Here is a 20452-nt window from a genome sequence, read left to right as displayed (position 1 = left end):
GGGGACCCCTGCAACCAGCCGGCGCGCCCACCCAGGAGCGTGACGGGCGACACAAAATGAGTATCATTCGGCTCCATGGACGCGCCGTCGGCTGAGCTGCCCCGTCGGGTGCACCTCGGCTACGCCCTCGGGTCCCTGGCGACCGGGGCCTTCGGCACGGTGCCGGGACTGCTGCTGTTGCCGTACCTCACCGACACGATGGGCGTCGCGGCCGGCGTGGCCGCCCTGCTGGTGCTCCTGCCCAAGGCATGGGACGTGCTGGTCAACCCGGTCGCGGGGCGGATCTCCGACCGCACCCGTTCCCGCTGGGGCGCCCGCCGGCCGTACCTGCTCCTCGCCGGGATCGCCCTCGCCGTGCTGTTCGCCGCGATCTTCGCCGCCCCGTTCGGCACCGGCCCGGCCGCTGCGGCGTACGTCGCGGTCGCCTTCCTGGCCACCGCGACCGCGTTCGCGTTCTTCCAGGTGCCGTACGTGGCGATGCCGGCCGAGCTGACCGGCGACTACGCCGAGCGGACCCGGCTGATGAGCTGGCGGATCGCCGTCCTGGCGGTGGCCATCCTGGTCTCCGGGGCACTCGCGCCGCTGGTGGTCACCGCCGGCGGTGACGGGGTTCCCGGGCACCGCTGGATGGGCCTGTTCGTCGCGGTCCTGATCGTGGTGGGCGCGCTCGGCGCGTTCCTCGGCACCCAGGGCGCCCCGGCCGGCGAGGTCGGCCAGAGCGAGCCGACCCTGCGCAGGCAGCTCGCCGTCGCCGGCCGTAACCGTCCGTTCCGGGTGCTGTTGGTCTGTTTCGTGGTGCAGTCCGCCGGGGTGGCGACCATCCTCGCCGGGGTCAACTACTTCGCCGACCAGATCCTCGTCGAGCCGGAGACCGGGCCGACCCTGCTCTTCGCCTGCTTCGTCGGCCCCGCCCTGCTGGTCATGCCGCTGTGGACGCGGGTCGGCGCGCGGGTCGGCAAGCGCGCCGCGCTGGTCGCCGCGTCGGTGCTCTTCGCGGCCGGCGCGTTGGCGTTGGTCGCCGCACCGGTGCTGCCTGCGGCCGTGGTCTACCCGCTGGTCGCGGTGATCGGTTGCGGCTACGCCGGGCAGCAGGTCTTCGCGCTGGCCATGCTTCCCGACTGCATCGCCTACGACACCGCGCGCACCGGCCGTCGTCAGGCGGGCGTGTTCACCGGGCTCTGGACGGCGGGGGAGACCTTCGGGCTGGCCCTCGGTCCGGGCATCTACGGGCTGGTGCTCCAGCTCTCCGGGTACGTGTCCTCGGCGACCGGCTCGGCGGCCGTCCAGTCCGACACCGCCCGCCTCGGTGTGCTGCTCGGTTTCACCGTGCTGCCGGCGCTGCTGGTCGGCCCGGCCGTACTGCTGCTGCGCCGCTACGACCTGACCGCCGAGCGGCTCGCCGCCGCCGAGCGGGCCGCCGACCGCGTACGGAAGGGGACCATCATCCGATGACCGACGACGTGAGTACGGCTCCGACCGACCCGGCGGCCGCGATCTCGACCGACCCGGCGGGTACGGCTCCGACCGACCCGGCGGGTGCGGTGCCGGCGGCGTTGCCGGCGCAGGGCGTACCGGCGGAGCAGGTGCTCGCGGAGATCCGGGCGCTGCGGGCCGCCGACCGGCCCACCCACGGCGGACGCCTCTTCGCCTACGTCTACGACCCGGCGGTGCCCGGCCTGGACGAGCTGGCCAGCGCCGCGCACGCGGGCAGCGCGCACGTCAACGGGCTCGACCCGACCGCCTTCCCGTCCCTGCTGGCGATGGAGAACGCGCTGGTCGCAGCGGCGGTGCAGCTGCTCGGCGGTGGGCCGGGCACGGCCGCCCCGGACGCGGTGGGCAGCGTCACCAGCGGGGGTACCGAGTCGCTGATCCTGGCGGTGAAGGCGGCCCGGGACGCCCGCCCGGACATCGCCGAGCCGCGCGTCGTGGTGCCGGTCAGCGCGCACGCGGCGTTCGCCAAGGCGGCGCACTACCTGCGGGTGGCGCTCGACCCGGTGCCCGTCTCCCCGGAGACGCTGCGCCCGGAGGTGGCCGACGTGGCCGCCGCGATCCGCCCGGAGACGGTGCTGGTGGCCTGCTCCGCGCCCTCGTACGCGCACGGCGTGGTCGACCCGGTGGAGGGGATCGCCGAGGTGGCCGCCCGGTCCGGGGTGCGCTGCCACGTGGACGCCTGCTTCGGCGGCTGGACCCTGCCCTACCTGCGTCGGCTGGGCCTGCCGGTGCCCCGGTTCGACCTCTCCGTGCCCGGGGTCACCTCGATCTCGGTGGACCTGCACAAGTACGCGTACGCCCCGAAGGGGGTGTCGGTGCTCCTGCACCGGGATCCGGCGCTGCGCGCCCCGCAGTACTTCGCCTTCGCCGGCTGGCCCGGCTACACCATGATCAACCCGGGGATCGCCTCCACCCGCTCCGGGGGGCCGATCGCCGCCGCGTACGCCACCCTGCGGCACGTCGGCGACGCCGGTTACGTCGAGCTGGCCGGCCGTACCGTCGAGGCGGTCCGCGGCCTGGCGGCGGCGGTGCGGGCCACCGAGGGGTTGCGGCTGATGGCCGAACCGGAGTCCACCGTCGTCTGCTTCACCAGCACCGACCCGGGGCTCGATCTCTTCGTCCTGGTCGACGAGCTGACCGTCCGGGGCTGGCACACCCAACCGCAGATGGCGTACGGCGAGCTGCCGGCGAGCGTCCACCTGACCGTCACCGCCTCGGTGGCCCCGAGGGTGGCCGAGTTCCGCGAGGACCTCGCCGACGCGGTGACGGCGACCCGGGCGGCTGGCCCGGTCAGGTTGCCGGAGGAGCTGCTGGCGATGGCGTCCGGCCTGCCGCCCGAGGCGCTCACCCCGGACCTGGTCGCCGGGCTGGCCGACGGCCTGGGCATGGGCGGCGGGGCCGGGGTTCCGGACCGGATGGCGACGGTGAACACACTGCTCAACGCCGCGCCGCCGGCCCTGCGGGAGCGACTGTTGATCGAGTTCGTCGGTCTGCTCCAGCGTCCGACCCACTGAGTCACGCCGGACGGCTCCCGCCCGGACCGGCCGTGGCGCCGGTTGCCGGAGGGGGCCGCCGGAGCGCTGTGGTTGACTGTCGGTGGGACAGGGGACGGAGGTCGGGGTGCAACTGCCGGGAGTGCTCGGTGAGCCGATCCGTTTCGTGCTCAACTGGGGCCGCCGCTACTCGCTCTGGGTCTTCAACTTCGGGCTGGCGTGCTGCGCGATCGAGTTCATCGCCACCAGCATGGGACGGCACGACTTCATGCGGCTGGGCGTGATCCCCTTCGCGCACGGCCCCCGGCAGGCCGACCTGATGGTGGTCTCCGGCACGGTCACCGACAAGATGGCCCCGGCGATCAAGCGCCTCTACGACCAGATGCCCGAGCCGAAGTACGTCATCTCCTTCGGGGCCTGCTCCAACTGCGGCGGGCCGTACTGGGACTCGTACTCGGTGACCAAGGGCGTCGACCAGCTCATCCCGGTCGACGTCTACGTGCCCGGCTGCCCGCCCCGGCCGGAGGCGCTGCTGCACGGCATCCTGCGTCTCCAGGAGAAGATCGCCGCCGAGCAGTCCGGGATCGGCGGCGTCTCGCGCCCGGACCCGCTGGCCTCCCCGGCGGACGCCCCGTTGCCGGCTGCCGCGCCGGCCCGCCCGGTCGAGTCGCTCACCGCACCGGTCGTCCGCCCGCCCGACCTCGGCTGACCCGCCGTGATCCGCCTGTCCGACCTCGGCTGATCCGCCGCCGTCCGCACGCTCGCCGTCGGCTGATCCGCCGCCGGCCACCGCTCGATCAGGCCCGTCGTGCGCTCGATCAGGCCCGTCGTCCCGGCCGGCAGGCGGAGATCGGGCCGTGGCGGGCGGGGGCTAGCGTGGGCGTCCATGAGTCAGACCCTGGACCGCCGTTCCGCCCACATCGTCGACGTCCTGATCGAGGAGTTCGGGGCGTCGATGGCCCTCGACCCGGCGGCCTTCCGACGCAAGTTCCGCAAGATGGCCGCCTCGCCGTTCGCCTTCTACCGGGGCAGCGCCTCCCTCTTCTACGCCGACCAGGTCGGCGAGTACGCCGACGACCGCTTCCTCGACGAGCGGACCAGCCGGGTGTGGATCCACGGTGACCTGCACGCGGAGAACTTCGGCACCTACATGAACGCCTCCGGGCAGTTGGTGTTCAACGTCAACGACTTCGACGAGGCGTACGTCGGCCCGTTCTCCTGGGATCTCAAACGGTTCGTGGCGAGCGTGGCGCTGATCGGGTACGCCAAGGCCCTCTCCGACCAGGTGATCACCGGTCTGGTGGAGACCTTCGCCCGGTCGTACCTGACCGAGCTGCGGGCCATCGCGCACGGCGGGGACGACGCGATCGGCTCGATCACCCTGGAGAACGCCGACGGCGTGCTGCGCCACGTGCTCCAGCAGGCCCGGTTGAACACCCGGGTCGACCTGCTCGCCACGCAGACCACCATCGACAACTACGAGCGCCGGTTCTCCCTGGGCGACGGGGTCTACGAGGTCGACGAGGCCACCCGGGACGCGGTCTGCGAGGCGTTCCACCGCTACCTGGACACGCTGCCCGCCTCCAGCGCCCGGCTGCGACCGGTCGCCGCACACGTCAAGGACGTGGTGCTGCGCAAGGGCGTGGGGATCGGCTCGGCCGGCCTGCCGTCGTACAACCTCCTGCTGGAGGGGCACACCCAGGCGCTGGAGAACGACGTCGTCATCTACATGAAGCAGGCCCAGGTGCCCGCCGTGGCCCGGCACATCGACGACGAGGGCGTCCGTGGCTACTTCACACACCAGGGGCACCGGACGGCCGAGTCGCAGCGGGCACTCCAGGCGCACGCCGACCCGTGGCTGGGCTTCACCGAGCTGAACGGGGTGGGCCAGCTGGTCGCCGAGGTCTCCCCGTACGCCGCCGACCTGGACTGGGCCGACGTCAACGAGCCGGAGGAGCTGGCCGGCGTGATCGCCGACCTGGGCCGGGCGGTCGCCCGGATGCACTCGGTCGCCGACGACGAGTCCAGCCACGACCTGGTCGACTACTCCACCGAGGAGGCGATCGTCGCCGCCGTCGAGGCCGACGAGCAGGGCTTCGTGACGTACCTGGCGGAGTTCGCCCACGTGTACGGGCTCCAGGCCCGCCGGGACCACCAGCTCTTCGTCGACCTGTTCCGCAACGGCCAGCTTCCCGGCCTGTAGAACCCCGCCTGCTCCGCCGGACCGGCCGCCCCGCCGGTCCGGCCCGCCGACCTGGGACGACCGGTCGACGGGTCCGGCCCGACCGGTCAGCGGGCGAACTCCAGCACCACCTTGATGTCGTCCGGGCCGGGGTGGTACGCCTCGGCGTACGCCTCGACCGGGACCCGGCGGGTGACCAGGTTGCCGAGCCAGGACGGGTCGGCCCGGCCGAGGGCCCCGGCGGCCAGCTCCCAGTGCCGGCGGTTGGAGTTCACCGAGCCGAAGACGACGTTGTTCTCCAGTACCAGGGTCCGGTTCAGCGCGCCCGCGTCGAAGTCGATGATGCGTCCGCCACTGGAGACGCCGGTGAGGCAGACGATGCCGACCGGGGCGGCCTTGCACATCACGTCCAGCACCACGCTCGGAGCGCCGGTGCACTCGACGATGATGTCGGGTTCGAAGTCCAGCTCGTTGACGGTGCTCGTGTGGTACGTCGCGCCGAGCGCCGCCACCAGCGCCGGTTTCGGTCCGGTCGGGGTGCGGTCGAGCACGTGCACGGTCAGCCCCCGCTGGCTGGCCAGCAGCGCGGCGAGCAGGCCGATCGGCCCGGCCCCGGCGACCAGCACGGTCTGCGGCTGCCACTCGGCCCGCTGGCCGATCCGGTCGATGTGGTCCCATGCCTTGGCCACCACGGCGGCCGGTTCCAGGAGCACCCCGACGTGCGCCAGGTCGGGATCCAGGCCGACGGCGAACTTCGGTGGGATCCGCCAGCGGTCCCGGGCGAAGCCGGACAGCGCCTTGATGCCGTGCTCGGTGTACTGGCCGTTGCGGCACATGTCCCACTCGTCGACGGCGCAGTTCGCGCAGGGCACCGGGTCGGGACGCCGGACGATCCCGGCGACCAGGTCGCCGGGGTGCAGGCTGCCGGTCGGGTCCTCCAGCACCCGGCCCAGCGACTCGTGCCCGATCACCAGGCGGTCGGTGTCCGGGGGTGCCTCGCCGAACTCCCCGGCGATGATCTCGTGGTCGGTGCCGCAGATGCCCACGGCGAGCGCCTCGACCAGGATCGCCCCCTCCTCGGGGTGCGGTTCCGGCCACGCCTCGTCCAGCCGGAGAGAGTCCGCCACCCCGGGTGCCACCGTTATCGCCCGCACCCTCCGATCCTCCCCGTTCCCACCCTCGCGTACACCGCGTTACCTCAGATGATCATGAAGCCGGTGGGACGACCCGCGAGGCGGGGCACCGTCACCGTCACGACTGACGAGTGGGGGTGGGGTGCGGAGCCGGGGCGGGCCATAGGATCGGGGCATGGAGGCGGAGGGGGTCGGGCGGCGGCTGGTCGAGCTGGTCGCGGACGAGGCGGCGGTCGCGGGCATCTCCGGCGGCCAGGCGTACGCCCGCGCGACCGTCGACGTGCCACCGGCCCGCTGGCGGGACGCGCTGCGCGCGGCACGGGACGACGCCGAGCTGGCCTGCGACTTCTTCGACTGGCTCTCCGCCGTCGACGAGTTGGACGGCGGCTTCGACGTGGTGGCCCACCTCTGGTCGACCACGCACCGGCACGGGCTCCTGGTGCGTACCCGGGTGCCCCGGGAGGCCGCCGAGGTGATGTCGGTGGTGGACGTCTATCCCGGCGCGGCCTGGCACGAGCGGGAGACGTACGAGATGTTCGGCATCGGGTTCGCCGGGCACGAGCCGCTCCGCCCGCTGCTGCTGCCGCCGCAGTTCGAGGGGCATCCGCTGCGCAAGGAGTTCGTGCTCGCCTCCCGGGTGGCGAAACCCTGGCCGGGGGCGAAGGAACCGGGCGAGTCGGTGGCCGGCGGTGGCCGGCGGGCGGTCCGCCCGCCGGGTGTCCCCGCACCCGGGGAGTGGGGCCCGACGCCGACCCCGGGTGGCGGCGGGGGTACGCACTGATGCCCCTCTGGCTGGAGCTGACCCTGCGGGTGGTCGGAGTGCTCGCCGCCTTCCTGGTCCTGCCGCTGGTGGTGGGGCAGGCCGAGCACAAGGTGATGGCCCACATGCAGGGTCGGCTCGGTCCGATGTACGCCGGTGGGTTCCACGGCTGGGCGCAACTCGTCGCCGACGGCATCAAGTTCGTGCAGAAGGAGGACGTCACCCCGCGCGAGGCGGACCGGCCGGTGTTCCGGCTGGCCCCGGTGGTGGCGCTGGTGCCGTACCTGCTCGCCCTGCTGGTGATCCCCCTCGGCCCCGGCGACCTGGTCGGGCAGCCGCTGGACATCGGCCTCTTCTTCGTCCTGGCCGTGGTCGGGGTCGGGGTGGTGGCGGTGCTCATGTCGGCCTGGGCGTCGGCCAACAAGTACAGCCTCCTCGGCGGCCTGCGCGGCGCGGCCCAGCTGCTCGGCTACGAGCTGCCGCTGGTGCTGGCCGCCGCCTCGGTGGCGATGGCGGCCGGCACGCTCAGCCTCTCCGGCATCGTCGAGGCCTGGCAGCCGTGGTGGCTGCTCTGGCAGGCCCCCGCGATGGTGGTGTTCTTCGTCGCCGGGCTCGCCGAGATCCGGCGGCCACCGTTCGACATGCCGATCGCCGACTCCGAGCTGGTCTTCGGCTACATGACCGAGTACACCGGCCTGCGGTTCGCCTTCTTCCTCCTCGCCGAGTACGTCGGCATCGTGGTGATTGCCGCGCTCACCACCGTGCTCTTCCTCGGCGGCTGGCAGGGCCCCTTCGGCGACGCGTACCTCGGCTGGCTCTGGACGCTGCTGAAGGTCTTCGCCGTCTCGTTCGTGATCATCTGGCTCCGGGTGTCGTACCCACGGCTCCGCGAGGACCAGCTCCAGCGCCTCTGCTGGCTGGTCCTCGTGCCGGTGGCGCTCGGCCAGCTCGTGCTGACCGCCGCCGTCCGCGTCGCGACCTGACGCCCGGCCGGGGCGCCAGCGGCACCACCCGGCCGGGCCGTCGAACTCGACTCAGCGCAGGGGGGTGTGGGCGGGGTCGACCCGCTCGTCCGCCGGGGGCGGCGGGGGCGGGGTGCCCTCGCCGAACGGGCGTCCCCCCAGCTCCTCCCGTCCGTGCGGGGTGAGCCAGTTCGCGAGGTCCGGCCCGAGCGGCACCACCTGGGTCGGGTTGATGTCCCGGTGCACCTCGTAGTAGTGCCGCTTGATGTGGTCGAAGTCGATGGTGTCGCCGAAGCCGGGGGTCTGGAACAGGTCCCGTGCGTACGCCCACAGCACCGGCATCTCGGTCAGCTTCTGCCGGTTGCACTTGAAGTGGCCGTGGTAGACCGGATCGAAGCGGACCAGCGTGGTGAACAGCCGCACGTCGGCCTCGGTGACGGAGTCGCCGACCAGGTAACGCTGGTTGGTCAGCCGGTCGCTCAACCAGTCCAGGCGCTCGAAGAGCCGGCGGTACGCCTTCTCGTACGCCTCCTGGCTGCCGGCGAAGCCGCACCGGTAGACGCCGTTGTTGACGTCGGCGAACACCAGCGCGTTGACCTCGTCGATCTCCGCGCGCAGCCGCTCCGGGTAGAGTTCCGGCGCTCCGTCGCGGTGGTACGCCGTCCACTCCGTCGACAGGTCCAGGCTCATCTGCGCGTAGTCGTTGGTGACCACCTGCCCGGTCGGCACGTCCACGAGCGCCGGCACGGTGATGCCCCGCTCGTAGCCGGGGAAGCGCTTGAAGTAGGACTCCGCCAGCCGTTCGACGCCGAGCACCGGGTCCCGGCCGTCCGGGTCCAGGTCGAAGGTCCAGCTCCGCTTGTCGTGGGTGGGGCCGGCCACCGCCATCGAGATGGCGTCCTCCAGTCCGAGCAGCCGCCGGACGATGATCAGCCGGTTCGCCCACGGGCAGGCCCGGCTCACCGCCAGCCGGTACCGGCCCGGCTCCACCGGATAGCCGTCCCGCCCGTCGGCGGTGATCCGGGTGGCGATGTAGCGCTGGTCGCGGGTGAACTCACCACCCGGCTCGACGTACTTGCCCCCGGTCCGCTCCAGGACCTCGTCGTCGCTCGTCGCCGAGCCGCTGCCGGTGCTGTCGCTCACGTCGCCCCCTCGCGGTGCGCCAGGTCGTCTGTCGCCCCCATCATGTCCGATTCCCGGACGGACGGCCGACCGACCGTTGCCACGGTCCGCCCACCGGCCAGGTGGTCAGCGGCTCCGGGGCGTGATCCGGGCGATCGGCAGGTTCACCGGGAACGGCTCCCCGGTGTCGACGACCTTCGTCCACCGCCCGGTCTCGGTGTAGACCTCGTCCACCGGGTCGATGCGGTGCGTGTAGACCACGATCGCGTCGTCCTCCACCTCGACCCGCCAGAAGAACGGGATGCCGGCCTGGGCGTAGAGCGCCGGCTTCAGCACCCGGTCGATCGAGCGGGTGCTCGGCGAGACGATCTCCACCGCCAGCACCACCTCGTGCGGCGCGTAGTGGGCGGGGTTGCCGGCGGCGGCCTCGGCGGTGGTGACCAGCACGTCCGGGATGAACGACCGGGAGCGGTTGAGCCTCACCTCCACGGCCTGGGTCACGTCGTACTCGTCGGGACACGCCTCTTCGAGCGCGACGCCGAGCCGCATGGCGACGGTCTGGTGGAGCCGGGTGGGGGAGGGGGACACGAGCAACACTCCATCGAGCAGTTCACGGCGACGCCCGTCGTCGGGCAGCGCGTCCAGATCGTCGGTCGTCCATCCGCCCTCGGGCGGATCGTCGTTCTGCAGCGCGGCGGTCATCGGGCTGTCCTTTCGCGGTGCTTCCCGGTGTGTCGTTCTCCCCACCGGCCACGGTACCGCCGGCAACTGCCGGGTGGTGGTCGCGCACGCCGGGGACACAGGGCAGGATGGCGACATGAGTGACAGCGGTGTGCCCGGAAGCGGACTGGCGAAGGGACTGGCGGTCACGCTGAAGACGATGACCCGCCGCTCGACCACCCAGCAGTACCCGGACGTGGCCCCCGAACTGCCGCCCCGGTCCCGTGGGGTGATCGCCCTGCTGGCCGAGAACTGCACGGTCTGCATGCTCTGCGCGCGGGAGTGCCCGGACTGGTGCATCTACATCGACTCGCACAAGGAGGAGGTGGCCGTGCCCGGCGCGGCCCGCCCCCGCCAGCGCAACGTGCTCGACCGCTTCGACATCGACTTCTCGCTCTGCATGTACTGCGGCATCTGCGTCGAGGTCTGCCCGTTCGACGCGCTCTACTGGTCGCCCGAGTTCGAGTACGCCGAGTACGACATCCGCGACCTCCTGCACGACAAGGACCACCTCGGGCAGTGGATGGCCACCGTCCCACCGCCGCCCGCGCACGACCCGAACGGTGAACCGTCCAAGGAGGAGTCCACCGCCGCGCGCAAGGCCGCCGCCGGGTCCGGCCCCGCCGCCCGTCCGGCCACCTCCCGGGTACGCCCCACCGCCGCTCCGGGCGAGGGGACGGCGGAGTGACCGGTGCGGACGTGCTGCTGCTCGCGCTCGGCGCGGTGGCGGTCGGTGCCGGTGCCCTGGTGGTGACCACGCGCCACCTGGTCCGGGCCGGCCTCTACCTGGTGGTCTGCCTCGGCGCGTTGGCCGGGTCGTATCTCGTCCTCACCGCCGAGCTGGTCGCCTGGGTGCAGGTGCTCATCTACGTCGGCGCGGTGGTGGTGCTGCTGCTGTTCGCGGTGATGCTCACCCGCGCTCCGATCGGGGCCTCCGACGACCTGGACCGGCCCGGTTGGGCCGCCGCCCTGGTCGGCGGTGGCACCGGCCTGGGGCTGAGCGTCCTGCTGGTCGACGCGTACCGGTGGTCGGCGGTGGAACTGCCCGGGGCCGGCACCGCCGAGCGCCTCGGCGGGGAGATCTTCCGCAGCTGGGTCCTCCCGTTCGAACTGCTCTCGGTGCTGCTGCTCGCCGCCCTGGTCGGAGCGGTCGTCATCTCCCGACCGGAGATCGGCTCCCGGCCGGTGGCCGACGCGGGGCCGGACGGGTCGGCGGATGGGGACGCCCGATGAGACCGGTCATCCCCTACGTCACCGCTGCCCTGCTCTTCGGGCTCGGCGTCTACGGCGTGCTGCGGCGGCGCAACGCCGTGCTGGTGCTGATGGCCGTCGAGCTGATGCTGAACGCGGTCAACCTGATCCTGGTCACCGCCGACACCACCGTCCGGGCCACCCTGCCGCACGGCGGGCAGGTCTTCGCGCTGTTCGTGATCGTCCTCGCCGCCGCCGAGATCGGCGTGGGGCTGGCCATCGTGCTCCAGCTCTACCGGCTGCGGGCCAGCGTGGCGGTGGACGAGGTGCCGCTCACCGAGCGCCCCGAGCCGGCCGAGCGAGGCGGGCCGGGCGGGCCGGTCGAGCGCCCTGAGGAGGTCGCCCGGTGAATCGCGTCCAGGCCCTCGGCGCGCTGCTGCCGGCCGTACCCCTGGTGGCGGGGCTGACCGGGCTGCTGCTGGCGCCCTCCGCGCGTGGCCGGACCGACGGCGGGGAGCGGGCCCGGCGGGCGGCGATCGGCCTCGGTGTGGCCGGGGCGGCCGGGGCGCTGCTGCTCGCGGTGGCCCTGCTGGTCACCCTCGAGGGCCCGAGCGAGTACGCCCGGACCTGGATCGAGCTGGGTGACTTGCGGGTGACCCTCGGCGTCCGGCTGGACGGCGCGGCGGCGCTGGTCGCGGTCGCGGTGACCGCGGTGGCCCTCGCCGTGCAGGTCTACTCGGTGACCTACCTGCGGCGCGGCCCGGACGACGACGTCGAGGTCGACCACCGGTACCCGCCCTACGCGGCGCAGATCAGCCTCTTCACCGGCGCGATGCTGCTGGTGGTGGTCTCCGGCGACCTGATCCCGCTGCTGGTCGGCTGGGAGGTGATGGGCATCTGCTCCTACCTGCTCATCGCCCACGACCGGCGGCTGCCGCAGGCCCCGGCCGCCGCGATGAAGGCGTTCCTGGTCACCCGGGTAGGTGACGTCGGCTTCCTGCTCGGCATCGCCCTGCTCGGGGTGAGCGCCGGCAGCTTCCGGATCGCCGACGTGCTCGCCCACGACCACGCCACCGGCACGCTCACCGCCGCCTGCCTGCTGCTGCTCGCCGGGGTGGCCGGCAAGAGCGCCCAGTTCCCGCTGCACACCTGGCTGCCGGACGCGATGGCCGGCCCCACGCCGATCTCCGCGCTGATCCACGCCGCGACCATGGTCGCCGCCGGGGTCTACGCGGTGACCCGCCTGTACCCGTTGTTCGCGGCGGCTCCGGTCGCGCTGGCGGTGCTCGGCGTCGTCGGCTCGGTCACCCTGCTGCTCGGCGCGTTCGCCGCCACCGCCCAGGACGACCTGAAGCGGGTGCTCGCCTGGTCCACGGTCTCCCAACTCGGTTACATGACCGGGGCGCTGGCCGTCGGTTCCACCTCGGCGGCCCTGTTCCACCTGCTCACCCATGCCGCGTTTAAGGCGCTGCTCTTCCTCGCCGCCGGTGCGGTGATCCACGCGGTCGGCACCACGCTGATGTCCGGCATGGGCGGGCTGCGCCGGCCGATGCCGGTCACCTTCTGGTGCACGCTGGTCGGGCTCGGCGCGCTGGCCGGGGTGCCGCCGCTGGCCGGTTTCTTCAGCAAGGAGGGTGTGCTCGCCGCCGCCGAGGACGCCGCCCGGCACGGCGGCGGCCCGGCCCCGACCTGGGTCGGCTGGCTGGTCTGGTTCGCCGGGCTGGTCGGCGTCGCGGTCACCGCCTGGTACGCCACCCGACTGCTGCTGCGCACCTTCCTCGGTGCCAGCCGGGCCGAACTGGCCCACCCGCACGACCCGCCGGCCCTGATGCGCTGGCCGATCCTGCTGCTCGCTGTGCCGGCCGCGCTGCTCGGCCTGGCCGGCTTCGACCGGGCCTTCGCCCGCCGGCTGCTCCTCACCCCGGCCACCAGCCTGCCGGCCGGCGACCACGTGCTCGTCCACCTCGGCCCCGAGGTGCTGCTGCCGGTGGGGTTGCTCCTGGTCGGTGCGGGACTCGCGTGGTGGCGGTGGCGACGGGACCCGGTCGCCGACCCGGCGACCGCGCTCGGCCCGCTGCGGCCGGTGTTCGCCGCCGCGTTCCGGCTCGACGACGTCCAGCACGCCCTGGTGGTGCGCCCGATCGCCGCGCTGGCCCGCCTGGCACGTGCCGCGGACGAGCGGGTGGTGGACGGGGCGGTCGAGGGCAGCGGGCGCGCCGCCACCGGGCTCGGCGGCGGACTGGCCGCGCTGCACCGGGCGGCCCTGCCCCGGGCGGTGGTGGCGGTGCTGGCCGGCGTCCTGCTCATCGGCCTCGCCGCCGCCCTGGTCGGAGGTGTCGTGTGACGGCCTGCCCGCTCTGTCCGCCCGGGGGTGCCGCATGACGGCCGGTCAGTTCCTGCTGGTGGCGGTGCTGGCGCTGCCCGCGCTCGGCGCGGCCCTGGCCGCCGTGCTGCCCGGCGACCGGGCCGGTCGGCTGGCCGGTACGGTCGCCGCCGCGCTCACCCTGGCCGCGGCGGCCCTGCTCGCCACCGGCGACCGGACCTGGACGGCGTACACGGCGACCACGCCCGGGGTGCTCCCCTGGCACCGGCTCGACGTTCCCTGGGTGCCCGACCTGGACCTGCGGTTCCACCTCGGGGTGGACGGGATCTCGTACCCGCTGGTGGTGCTGACCGCCCTGCTCACCCTGCTCTGCTGCGGGTACTCCCTCTGGCGGGTGCCCGACGGCGGGCGGGGAAGCCTCCTGGTCGCCCTGCTGCTGGTGATCGAGGTCGGCATCCTCGGCACCTTCCTCGCCCTCGACCTGGTCCTCTTCTTCCTCTTCTTCGAGGTCGTCCTCCTGCCCATGTACGCGGTCATCGCCGGCTGGGGCGGCACGGGCGGGTCCGGTGGCCGCCCGGTGGACCGGGACGCGGCGCGGGCGGCAGCGCGGAAGTTCGCCCTCTACACCCTCGCCGGCTCGGTGCTGCTGCTGGTCGGCGTCTACGTCGTGGTGTCGGCCGCCGGCACCGCCGACGTCGTCGCGCTGACCGGCGGGACGGGGCTGTCCCGGGGCACCCAGATCGCCGCGTTCACCCTGCTCGGGCTGGCCTTCGCGGTGAAGAGTCCACTCTGGCCGTTGCACAGCTGGCTGCCCGACGCGCACACCCGGGCCCCCACCGTCGGCAGCGTCATCCTCGCTGGGGTGCTGCTCAAGATGGGCACGTACGGCCTGGTCCGGATCGCCGTCGGGGTGGCCCCGGAGGGAGCCCGCTGGGCCGCGCCGGTGCTCGGCGTGCTCGCCGTCGCGGCGATCCTCGTCGGCTCGCTGGTCTGCCTGGCCCAGGACGAGCTGAAACGACTGATCGCGTACTCCAGCGTGGGACACATGGGCTTCGTGCTGCTCGGCATCGCCACGCTCACCGCCACCGGCATCCAGGCGGCCCTGATCGGCAACGTCGCGCACGGCGTGATCACCGGCCTGCTGTTCTTCCTCGCCGGGGCGGTCAAGGACCGTACCCACACCGGTGACCTGGCCGACCTGTCCGGGCTGCGGGAGACCGCGCCCCGCCTGGCCGGGCTGCTCGCCTTCGCCGCGGTCGCCTCGCTCGGCCTGCCCGGCCTCGCCGGGTTCTGGGGCGAGGCGTTCGCCGTGGTGGCCGCGATCGAGGCCGGCGGGGCGCTCTGGACCACGCTCGGCGTGCTCGCCGCGGTGGGCGGGGCGCTCACCGCCGCGTACCTGCTGCGGCTGCTGCGCCGGGTCACCCACGGCCGGCCCGGTCCGGCGGTGGCGGGCCTCTCCCCGGGCATCGCCGGGGCGGAACTCGCCGCCTGGGGCCCGCTGGTCCTGCTCGCCCTCGCGATCGGCCTGGTGCCGACGCTGGTCCTCGGGGTCGCCGAGGCCCCGGTCACGGCTCTGCTGGAGGTGGTGCACCCGTGAGCCCGGTGACCAGCGTGGTGCAGTCCGTCGACCACGTCGCGCTGCTGCCGGGGTACCTGGCCGCCGGCACCGCCGTCCTCGTGCTCCTGGTCGACCTGCTGCTGGCCCGGCCGCGCGCCACGGTGGCCGCCGGGGCGCTCGGCGCGACGGCCACCGCGTTCGGCGCGGCGCTCGTCGGCGCGGACGGCGACCGGGGCACGTTCTGCGTCACCGACGGCTGCTCCTGGGTCGCCGACGACCGGGCGGGGCTGGTCGGGGCGGTCTTCGCCCTGCTCACCCTCGGGGTGCTGGCGCTGGCCGGCCCGCTGCTGCGCGGCGGGCAGGTGCCGGTGGGGGAGTTCTGCTTCCTGCTCGCCTGCTCGATGACCGGCGGCGTGGTGCTCGGCGCGGCCGGTGACCTGATCACCCTGATCGTGGCGCTGGAGACGCTGACCCTGCCGCTCTACGTGCTGGTCGGGCTGCGCCGGGGCAGCCTGGCCGGGGCCGAGGCAGCGGTGACCTTCTTCGTGGTCAGCGTGGTGGCCACCACGGTCACCCTGCTCGGCGCGGCACTGCTCTACGCGGTCACCGGCCGGCTGCACCTGCGTCCGCTCGGTGCCGCCCTGAGCGAGGGCACGGACCTGCTCGACCTGCCGCTGACCTCGGTCGCCGTGACCCTGGTGGTGCTCGGGTTGGCGTTCAAGGTGGCGGCGGTGCCGTTCCACGCCTGGGCGCCGGCCACCTACGACGGCGCACCGGTGCCGGTGGCCGCGTACCTGTCGACCGCCTCGAAACTCGGCGGGGTGGTCGCGCTGCTCGCCGTCGTCCAGTACGCGCTGCCGGCGACCGTCACCGGCCCGGTGCTGGCCCTGCTGGCCGCGCTCACCATGACCGTCGGCAACCTGGTGGCGCTGCGGCAGCGGCGGATGGTCCGGCTGCTCGCCTGGTCCTCGGTGGCCCAGGCCGGCTACATCCTCGCCCCGCTGGGCGCGCTGGCGCTGGCCGCCGGGCGCACCGCCGACGCCCGCGCGGCCGGGTACGCCGCCGCGGTGGCGTACGCGGTCTTCTTCGTGGTCCTGGAACTGGCCGCCTTCGCGGGCGTGGTGGCGTTACGCCCGGACGGGGCGGACGGCGGCACCGTCGAGGACTACCGGGGTGCGGCACGGCGGCACCGCTGGGCCGGGGCGGCGTTCGGGCTGGCCCTGGTCGGGCTGGCCGGGCTGCCGCCGGGGCTGGCCGGGCTGTTCGCGAAGGTGACCGTGGTGCGGTCGTTGGTGGCGGGTGGATCCGGCTGGCTGGCGCTGGTGGTGGCCCTCAACGCGGTGGTCGGCCTGGCGTACTACCTGCGGGTCGCCGCGACCCTGTACGGCTCCCCGACCGTGCCGACGGCCAGCCGTCGACCGTCACGGAGTGTCATCGCCACGCTGGCGGTCGCCACCGCCGTGGCGGTCGTGCTCGGTCTCGCCCCGCAGCTCCTGTTCGGTCTGGTGTAGCCGCCGCGTCCCGCTCAGGGTGGTTGTCGGTGCCGCTGCGTGCCCTTCTCAGGTAACTCACAGTCATGAGAGGGACGGTTGCGGGGAACCGGATTGTTGTCCCGGTTGACGGATCCCGCCGGATCCGGGCACCGAAGGAGTGATCGTGCATCACAACCGTCTGAAGACCGCCGCCCTGCTCGGCCTGCTCACCTCGCTGATCGTCGCGGTGGGCTACTGGTTCGGCGGCAGCACCGGCATGGTCGTCGCCGTCGTGGTGTCCCTGGTCATGAACGGCGTCACCTACTTCTACTCCGACAAACTGGCGCTGCGCTCCATGCGGGCCCAGCCGGTCAGCGAGGCACAGTTCCCGGAGCTGTATCGGATGGTGCGCGAGCTGTCGACCGAGGCGCGGCAGCCGATGCCCCGGCTCTACGTCAGCCCCAGCGCACAGCCCAACGCCTTCGCCACCGGCCGCAACCCGCAGCACGCGGCGGTCTGCGTCACCCAGGGGATCACCGAGATCCTCGACCAACGGGAGTTGCGGGGCGTCATCGGGCACGAGCTGTCCCACGTCTACAACCGGGACATCCTGATCTCCAGCGTGGCCGCCGGCCTGGCCGGCATCATCACCATGCTGGCGAACATCGCGTGGTTCATCCCGCTCGGCGGCGGGGACGACGAGGACAGCCCGAACCCGGCCGTACTGCTGCTGACGATCATCCTGGGTCCGATCGCGGCCACGGTGATCCAGTTGGCGATCAGCCGGAACCGGGAGTTCCAGGCGGACGCCTCGGGCGCGCAGCTCACCCGGGACCCGCTCGCCCTGGCCAGCGCCCTCCGGAAGATCCACGTGGGTACCCAGCGTCGCCCGCTCCCCGCCCAGGGGCAGCTGACCAGCACCGCGCACCTCATGATCGACAACCCGTTCAAGGGCGGGGGCGTCGCCAACCTCTTCTCCACCCACCCGCGGATGGAGGAGCGGGTACGCCGGCTGGAGCAGTTGGCCGCGAACAGCGGTCCGGTGCAGTTCCAGCGCTGACCCGACCCCGGGCAGTGCGGTAACCGTTTCTTCCTGCCCACGCCGACGGGTTATGGTCGGACCGTCCGGCGTCAGGGTCGTAGAGCCGTCCGCCCATTACCGCGCCGCCACACACCATCACCGCTCACCGCGGGCGCGAACGGCTGCGCCCGCAGCAGAGGAGAAACCGTGGCCGGGCTGAGTCGGTACCAGGACGTCTGGCGGATCCCCGGAGCGCCGGTGCTGCTGGTCACCGGCATCATCGGCCGGCTCGGGATCGGTATGACCTCGCTGGCGCTGCTGCTGCTGGTGGAGCAGGCCACCGGGCGGTACGCGCTGGCCGCCGTCGCCGGGGCCACGTACGCCATCGCGGGTGCCGCGTGCAGCCCGGTGGCCGGCCGCATCGCCGACCGGATCGGCCCCACCCCGGTCCTGCTCGCCACCGGGATCGCCCACCCGCTCGCCCTGGTCGGCCTGCTGCTGGCCGGTCGCTCCGGGGCCGAGTCGCTGCCCCTGATCTACGCCGCGGCCGGGCTGGCCGGTGCGACGTACCCACCGCTCACCGCCGCCATCCGGGGCGCCTGGAACGACCTCACCACCGTCGCCAGCGGCCGCTACCACCTGCGCAACACCGCGCTGGCCGCGGAGACCACCCTCTTCGAGGTCGTCTTCGTCCTCGGCCCACTCCTGGTGGCCGGTTTCGTGCTGGTCGCCGACGCCCGGGCCGCCCTGGTCGGGTCGGCCGTGGTCACCCTGGTCGGCACCAGCGTGGTCGCCCTCGGCCGGGTGATGCGCAACTGGCAGCCGCACCCCCGGCACGCCCACGCCAAAGGGCTCGGCCCACTCCGGGTGCCCGGCTTTCCCGCCCTGCTGCTCTGCGTCGCCGGGCTGGGCATCGCGTTCGGCGCGGCCGGGGTGACCGTGCCGGCGTACGCGAGCGCCTCCACCGACGGCGACGCGGAGAGCCTCGCCGGTGTGCTGCTCGCCGTCTGGGGCGTGGGCAGCGCGGTCGGCGGCTTCTGGTTCGGCACCCGCCGACCGGCCCGGAACATGACCCGCCAGTTCGCCTGGCTGCTCGGCGGCGTGGGGGCCAGCTTCCTGGTCTTCGCGGCGATGCCCACCCCGCTGGCGCTCGGCGTGGCGTTGGTGGTCGGGGGAGCGACCATCGCCCCCGCGCTCACCCTGGAGAACACCATGGTCGGCCGGGTCACCCCGGTCGGGATGCTGAACGAGGCGTACACCTGGGTGGTGACCATGTCGGTCGGCGCGAGCGCCGCCGGCAGCGCGGCGGCCGGGCTGATCGTCGACCACGGCGGCGTCCCGTGGGCCTTCGTCTTCGCCGGGGCGGCGGTCGTCGTTGCGGCCGGGGTGGCGGGCCGCCCCGGCGGCTCCATCGCCCGTGCCGAGGCCCAGGCGGTACGCACCGAGCACGCGCTCGCCGCCGACGCGGCCTGACCCGTTCGATCAGCCCCGCAGGTCGAGCACCCAGTGGTTGGTGCGGAAGAGCTGGTCGCGGAACGGCGTCTCCCGCTCGCCGACCAGCGTGAACCCCAGCCGGCGGCAGAGCCGGTTCGAGGCGTCGTTCTCGACACCGGGGAAGGCGTGCACCACGCTCCACCGGCCGTCCCGGCGGGCCTCGTCCAGCACGCCCGACACCGCCCAGCGGGCGAGGCCCTGCCCCTGGTGCCCGGGAAGCACCATCCAGCCGATCTCCGCCGCCGCTGCCCCGTCGATCTCGTGCCGCCACAGGGTGACCGTTCCGGCGACCGTCTCCGGTTTCGGCGAGCCCACCACGATCATCTTGACCATGCCGGCGCCGCTGGCGACCAGGGCGAGGTCGTGACCCACCTGGGCCTCGGCCCGCTCCTGGGGGTACGGCCCGCCGAGGTGGGCCATCATCTCCGGGTCACAGCGCATCCGCACGTACGCCGGACCGTCGCCCGGCTCGACGTCCCGTAACCGCATGCCCACGCTTCCTGGTCGTCGTGCGCCGGCCGGAAGTCCTCTCCCGGTCGTCGTGCGCCGGCCGGAAGTCCTCTCCCGGTCGTCCTCGTCCGGATCCTTCGACGGCTGCCGGATGGTCCGGTCGGCCGGGACCCGAGGGTGCCGGCCGACCGTGCCGACGATCTGGTGACGCCTGTCCTAGCGGTAGTTGGTGAACTGGAGGGCGACCCCGAAGTCCTCGGCCTTGAGCAGGGTGATGACCGCCTGGAGGTCGTCCTTCTTCTTGCCGGTGACGCGGAGCTGGTCGCCCTGGATCTGCGCCTGGACGCCCTTCGGCCCCTCGTCCCGGATCTTCTTGCTGATCGCCTTCGCCTTGTCGGAGTCGATGCCCTGGATCACCTTGCAGTCGATCTTGAAGACCTTGCCCGACGAACGCGGGTCCCCGGCGTCCAGCGACTTCATCGAGATGTTCCGCTTGACCAGCTTCTCCTTGAAGACATCCAGCGCGGCGCGGACCCGCTCCTCGGTCTCCGCCTGGAGGCTGATCGCCTCCTCGCCCGACCAGGAGATCTCCGCGCCGGTGCCCCGGAAGTCGAACCGCGTCGCGAGTTCCTTCTCCGCCTGACGGAGGGCGTTGTCGACCTCCTGACGGTCGACCTTGCTGACGATGTCGAACGACGGGTTCGCTGCCATGCTGATGCTCCTGCTTGTCCGGCTGGCTGACTCTGCTGCGGTCGAGCGGTACGACCCCCTGACCGTACCCGGTTGCACAGACCCGGGGTGGAGCCGCTATCCTTGCTCCGCTACCGCGTTACGACGCGGCGGCACGCCCTGGCGGGTTGCCCGAGCGGCCAATGGGAGCGGACTGTAAATCCGTCGCGAAAGCTACAGAGGTTCGAATCCTCTACCCGCCACCAGGGAACGGCAAGGCCCTTGACCTGCGGAAGCTAGTCAGGGGCCTTCGTCGTCTCCGGCTGCCGTTGACCGCTGTTGGCCCCTCTTCCCCGGCCGATCGGGCACGGAACGGGCACGACGGAGGTTCAGTTGATCGCGCCCACACCC

Annotated in this window: 19 protein-coding genes and 1 tRNA gene; 15 read left to right on the top strand and 5 right to left on the bottom strand. The window is 73.3% G+C overall.

Annotated elements, in window-relative coordinates; translation table 11 throughout:
* The first annotated feature begins 75 nt into the window (after positions 1 to 75).
* The 4 genes from IGA62_RS09120 (at position 76) to IGA62_RS09105 (ending at position 5187) form a co-directional block, all read left to right on the top strand.
* Positions 76 to 1452: an MFS transporter gene (locus IGA62_RS09120; protein ID WP_145815418.1), complete on the top strand. Its 1377-nt coding sequence runs from the start codon at positions 76 to 78 to the stop codon at positions 1450 to 1452.
* A complete protein-coding gene (locus tag IGA62_RS09115; protein ID WP_145815419.1) occupies positions 1449 to 3005 on the top strand; it encodes a pyridoxal phosphate-dependent decarboxylase family protein in 1557 nt (518 codons plus the stop codon). The genes IGA62_RS09120 and IGA62_RS09115 overlap by 4 nt, the downstream gene beginning before the upstream one ends.
* A gap of 106 nt (positions 3006 to 3111) precedes the next feature.
* On the top strand, positions 3112 to 3693 hold the full coding sequence (locus IGA62_RS09110) for an NADH-quinone oxidoreductase subunit B (protein ID WP_145815420.1): 582 nt from the start codon (positions 3112 to 3114) through the stop codon (positions 3691 to 3693).
* Between the two features lie 177 nt (positions 3694 to 3870).
* Entirely contained in the window at positions 3871 to 5187 is a 1317-nt protein-coding gene (locus IGA62_RS09105; protein WP_145815421.1) for a DUF2252 domain-containing protein, read from the top strand.
* A gap of 86 nt (positions 5188 to 5273) precedes the next feature.
* Here the strand turns inward: IGA62_RS09105 and IGA62_RS09100 are convergent, their stop codons facing one another.
* On the bottom strand, positions 5274 to 6320 hold the full coding sequence (locus tag IGA62_RS09100) for a glucose 1-dehydrogenase (protein WP_145815422.1): 1047 nt from the start codon (positions 6318 to 6320) through the stop codon (positions 5274 to 5276).
* A gap of 154 nt (positions 6321 to 6474) precedes the next feature.
* Between IGA62_RS09100 and IGA62_RS09095 the strand changes: the two genes are divergently transcribed.
* Together IGA62_RS09095 and nuoH are read left to right on the top strand one after the other, a co-directional pair.
* Positions 6475 to 7080 carry an NADH-quinone oxidoreductase subunit C gene (locus tag IGA62_RS09095; RefSeq protein WP_145815423.1) on the top strand — a complete coding sequence of 202 codons (606 nt, stop codon included), beginning with the start codon at positions 6475 to 6477 and terminating at the stop codon, positions 7078 to 7080.
* Positions 7080 to 8042, top strand: coding sequence for an NADH-quinone oxidoreductase subunit NuoH (nuoH, locus tag IGA62_RS09090; protein WP_145815424.1), 963 nt, complete (start codon positions 7080 to 7082; stop codon positions 8040 to 8042). The genes IGA62_RS09095 and nuoH overlap by 1 nt, the downstream gene beginning before the upstream one ends.
* Before the next feature lie 51 nt (positions 8043 to 8093).
* Here nuoH and IGA62_RS09085 read toward each other — a convergent pair whose 3' ends face one another.
* On the bottom strand, positions 8094 to 9164 hold the full coding sequence (locus IGA62_RS09085) for a glutathione S-transferase family protein (RefSeq protein ID WP_377464327.1): 1071 nt from the start codon (positions 9162 to 9164) through the stop codon (positions 8094 to 8096).
* A 105-nt stretch (positions 9165 to 9269) separates the two neighbouring features.
* Complete coding sequence (locus IGA62_RS09080; RefSeq protein ID WP_145815425.1) at positions 9270 to 9845, bottom strand: Uma2 family endonuclease; 576 nt, start codon at positions 9843 to 9845, stop codon at positions 9270 to 9272.
* Positions 9846 to 9960: 115 nt separating this feature from the next.
* Between IGA62_RS09080 and IGA62_RS09075 the strand changes: the two genes are divergently transcribed.
* The 8 genes from IGA62_RS09075 to IGA62_RS09040 all read left to right on the top strand — a co-directional run bounded on the left by IGA62_RS09075 (position 9961) and on the right by IGA62_RS09040 (position 18901).
* Positions 9961 to 10551, top strand: a complete 591-nt coding sequence (locus IGA62_RS09075; RefSeq protein ID WP_145815426.1) for a NuoI/complex I 23 kDa subunit family protein — start codon at positions 9961 to 9963, stop codon at positions 10549 to 10551.
* Positions 10548 to 11096: an NADH-quinone oxidoreductase subunit J family protein gene (locus IGA62_RS09070; RefSeq protein ID WP_145815427.1), complete on the top strand. Its 549-nt coding sequence runs from the start codon at positions 10548 to 10550 to the stop codon at positions 11094 to 11096. The genes IGA62_RS09075 and IGA62_RS09070 overlap by 4 nt, the downstream gene beginning before the upstream one ends.
* The gene (nuoK, locus tag IGA62_RS09065; RefSeq protein ID WP_145815428.1) at positions 11093 to 11464 is read left to right on the top strand and encodes an NADH-quinone oxidoreductase subunit NuoK; all 372 of its coding nucleotides are present in this window, start codon (positions 11093 to 11095) and stop codon (positions 11462 to 11464) included. The genes IGA62_RS09070 and nuoK overlap by 4 nt, the downstream gene beginning before the upstream one ends.
* On the top strand, positions 11461 to 13398 hold the full coding sequence (locus IGA62_RS09060; protein WP_145815429.1) for an NADH-quinone oxidoreductase subunit 5 family protein: 1938 nt from the start codon (positions 11461 to 11463) through the stop codon (positions 13396 to 13398). The genes nuoK and IGA62_RS09060 overlap by 4 nt, the downstream gene beginning before the upstream one ends.
* 34 nt (positions 13399 to 13432) lie before the next feature.
* Complete coding sequence (locus IGA62_RS09055) at positions 13433 to 14974, top strand: complex I subunit 4 family protein (RefSeq protein ID WP_145815430.1); 1542 nt, start codon at positions 13433 to 13435, stop codon at positions 14972 to 14974.
* Positions 14971 to 16446 (top strand): NADH-quinone oxidoreductase subunit N, encoded by a 1476-nt coding sequence (locus IGA62_RS09050; protein WP_232624930.1) that lies wholly within the window; start codon positions 14971 to 14973, stop codon positions 16444 to 16446. Before IGA62_RS09055 ends, IGA62_RS09050 begins: the two co-directional genes overlap by 4 nt.
* Before the next feature lie 145 nt (positions 16447 to 16591).
* Complete coding sequence (gene htpX, locus IGA62_RS09045; protein ID WP_145815431.1) at positions 16592 to 17467, top strand: zinc metalloprotease HtpX; 876 nt, start codon at positions 16592 to 16594, stop codon at positions 17465 to 17467.
* A gap of 168 nt (positions 17468 to 17635) precedes the next feature.
* Positions 17636 to 18901, top strand: a complete 1266-nt coding sequence (locus IGA62_RS09040) for an MFS transporter (protein WP_145815432.1) — start codon at positions 17636 to 17638, stop codon at positions 18899 to 18901.
* 9 nt (positions 18902 to 18910) lie between these two features.
* Here IGA62_RS09040 and IGA62_RS09035 read toward each other — a convergent pair whose 3' ends face one another.
* Complete coding sequence (locus tag IGA62_RS09035; RefSeq protein WP_145815433.1) at positions 18911 to 19411, bottom strand: GNAT family N-acetyltransferase; 501 nt, start codon at positions 19409 to 19411, stop codon at positions 18911 to 18913.
* Between the two features lie 177 nt (positions 19412 to 19588).
* Positions 19589 to 20083: a YajQ family cyclic di-GMP-binding protein gene (locus IGA62_RS09030; RefSeq protein WP_145815434.1), complete on the bottom strand. Its 495-nt coding sequence runs from the start codon at positions 20081 to 20083 to the stop codon at positions 19589 to 19591.
* A gap of 140 nt (positions 20084 to 20223) precedes the next feature.
* Between IGA62_RS09030 and IGA62_RS09025 the strand changes: the two genes are divergently transcribed.
* A tRNA-Tyr gene (locus IGA62_RS09025) sits at positions 20224 to 20307 on the top strand.
* Positions 20308 to 20452: the final 145 nt, after the last annotated feature.

This window comes from Micromonospora sagamiensis (genome assembly GCF_014680085.1).
Taxonomy (GTDB): Bacteria; Actinomycetota; Actinomycetes; order Mycobacteriales; family Micromonosporaceae; genus Micromonospora; species Micromonospora inyonensis.
This window is presented reverse-complemented; position numbering and strand designations above follow the sequence as displayed.

Coding starts and splice junctions, on each gene's coding strand:
- IGA62_RS09120 (WP_145815418.1), top strand. CDS start 76: ATGGACGCGCCGTCGGCTGAGCTGCCCCGTCGGGTGCACCTCGGCTAC.
- IGA62_RS09075 (WP_145815426.1), top strand. CDS start 9,961: ATGAGTGACAGCGGTGTGCCCGGAAGCGGACTGGCGAAGGGACTGGCG.
- IGA62_RS09095 (WP_145815423.1), top strand. CDS start 6,475: ATGGAGGCGGAGGGGGTCGGGCGGCGGCTGGTCGAGCTGGTCGCGGAC.
- nuoK (WP_145815428.1), top strand. CDS start 11,093: ATGAGACCGGTCATCCCCTACGTCACCGCTGCCCTGCTCTTCGGGCTC.
- IGA62_RS09055 (WP_145815430.1), top strand. CDS start 13,433: ATGACGGCCGGTCAGTTCCTGCTGGTGGCGGTGCTGGCGCTGCCCGCG.
- nuoH (WP_145815424.1), top strand. CDS start 7,080: ATGCCCCTCTGGCTGGAGCTGACCCTGCGGGTGGTCGGAGTGCTCGCC.
- IGA62_RS09035 (WP_145815433.1), bottom strand. CDS start 19,411: ATGCGGTTACGGGACGTCGAGCCGGGCGACGGTCCGGCGTACGTGCGG.
- IGA62_RS09105 (WP_145815421.1), top strand. CDS start 3,871: ATGAGTCAGACCCTGGACCGCCGTTCCGCCCACATCGTCGACGTCCTG.
- IGA62_RS09080 (WP_145815425.1), bottom strand. CDS start 9,845: ATGACCGCCGCGCTGCAGAACGACGATCCGCCCGAGGGCGGATGGACG.
- IGA62_RS09030 (WP_145815434.1), bottom strand. CDS start 20,083: ATGGCAGCGAACCCGTCGTTCGACATCGTCAGCAAGGTCGACCGTCAG.
- IGA62_RS09115 (WP_145815419.1), top strand. CDS start 1,449: ATGACCGACGACGTGAGTACGGCTCCGACCGACCCGGCGGCCGCGATC.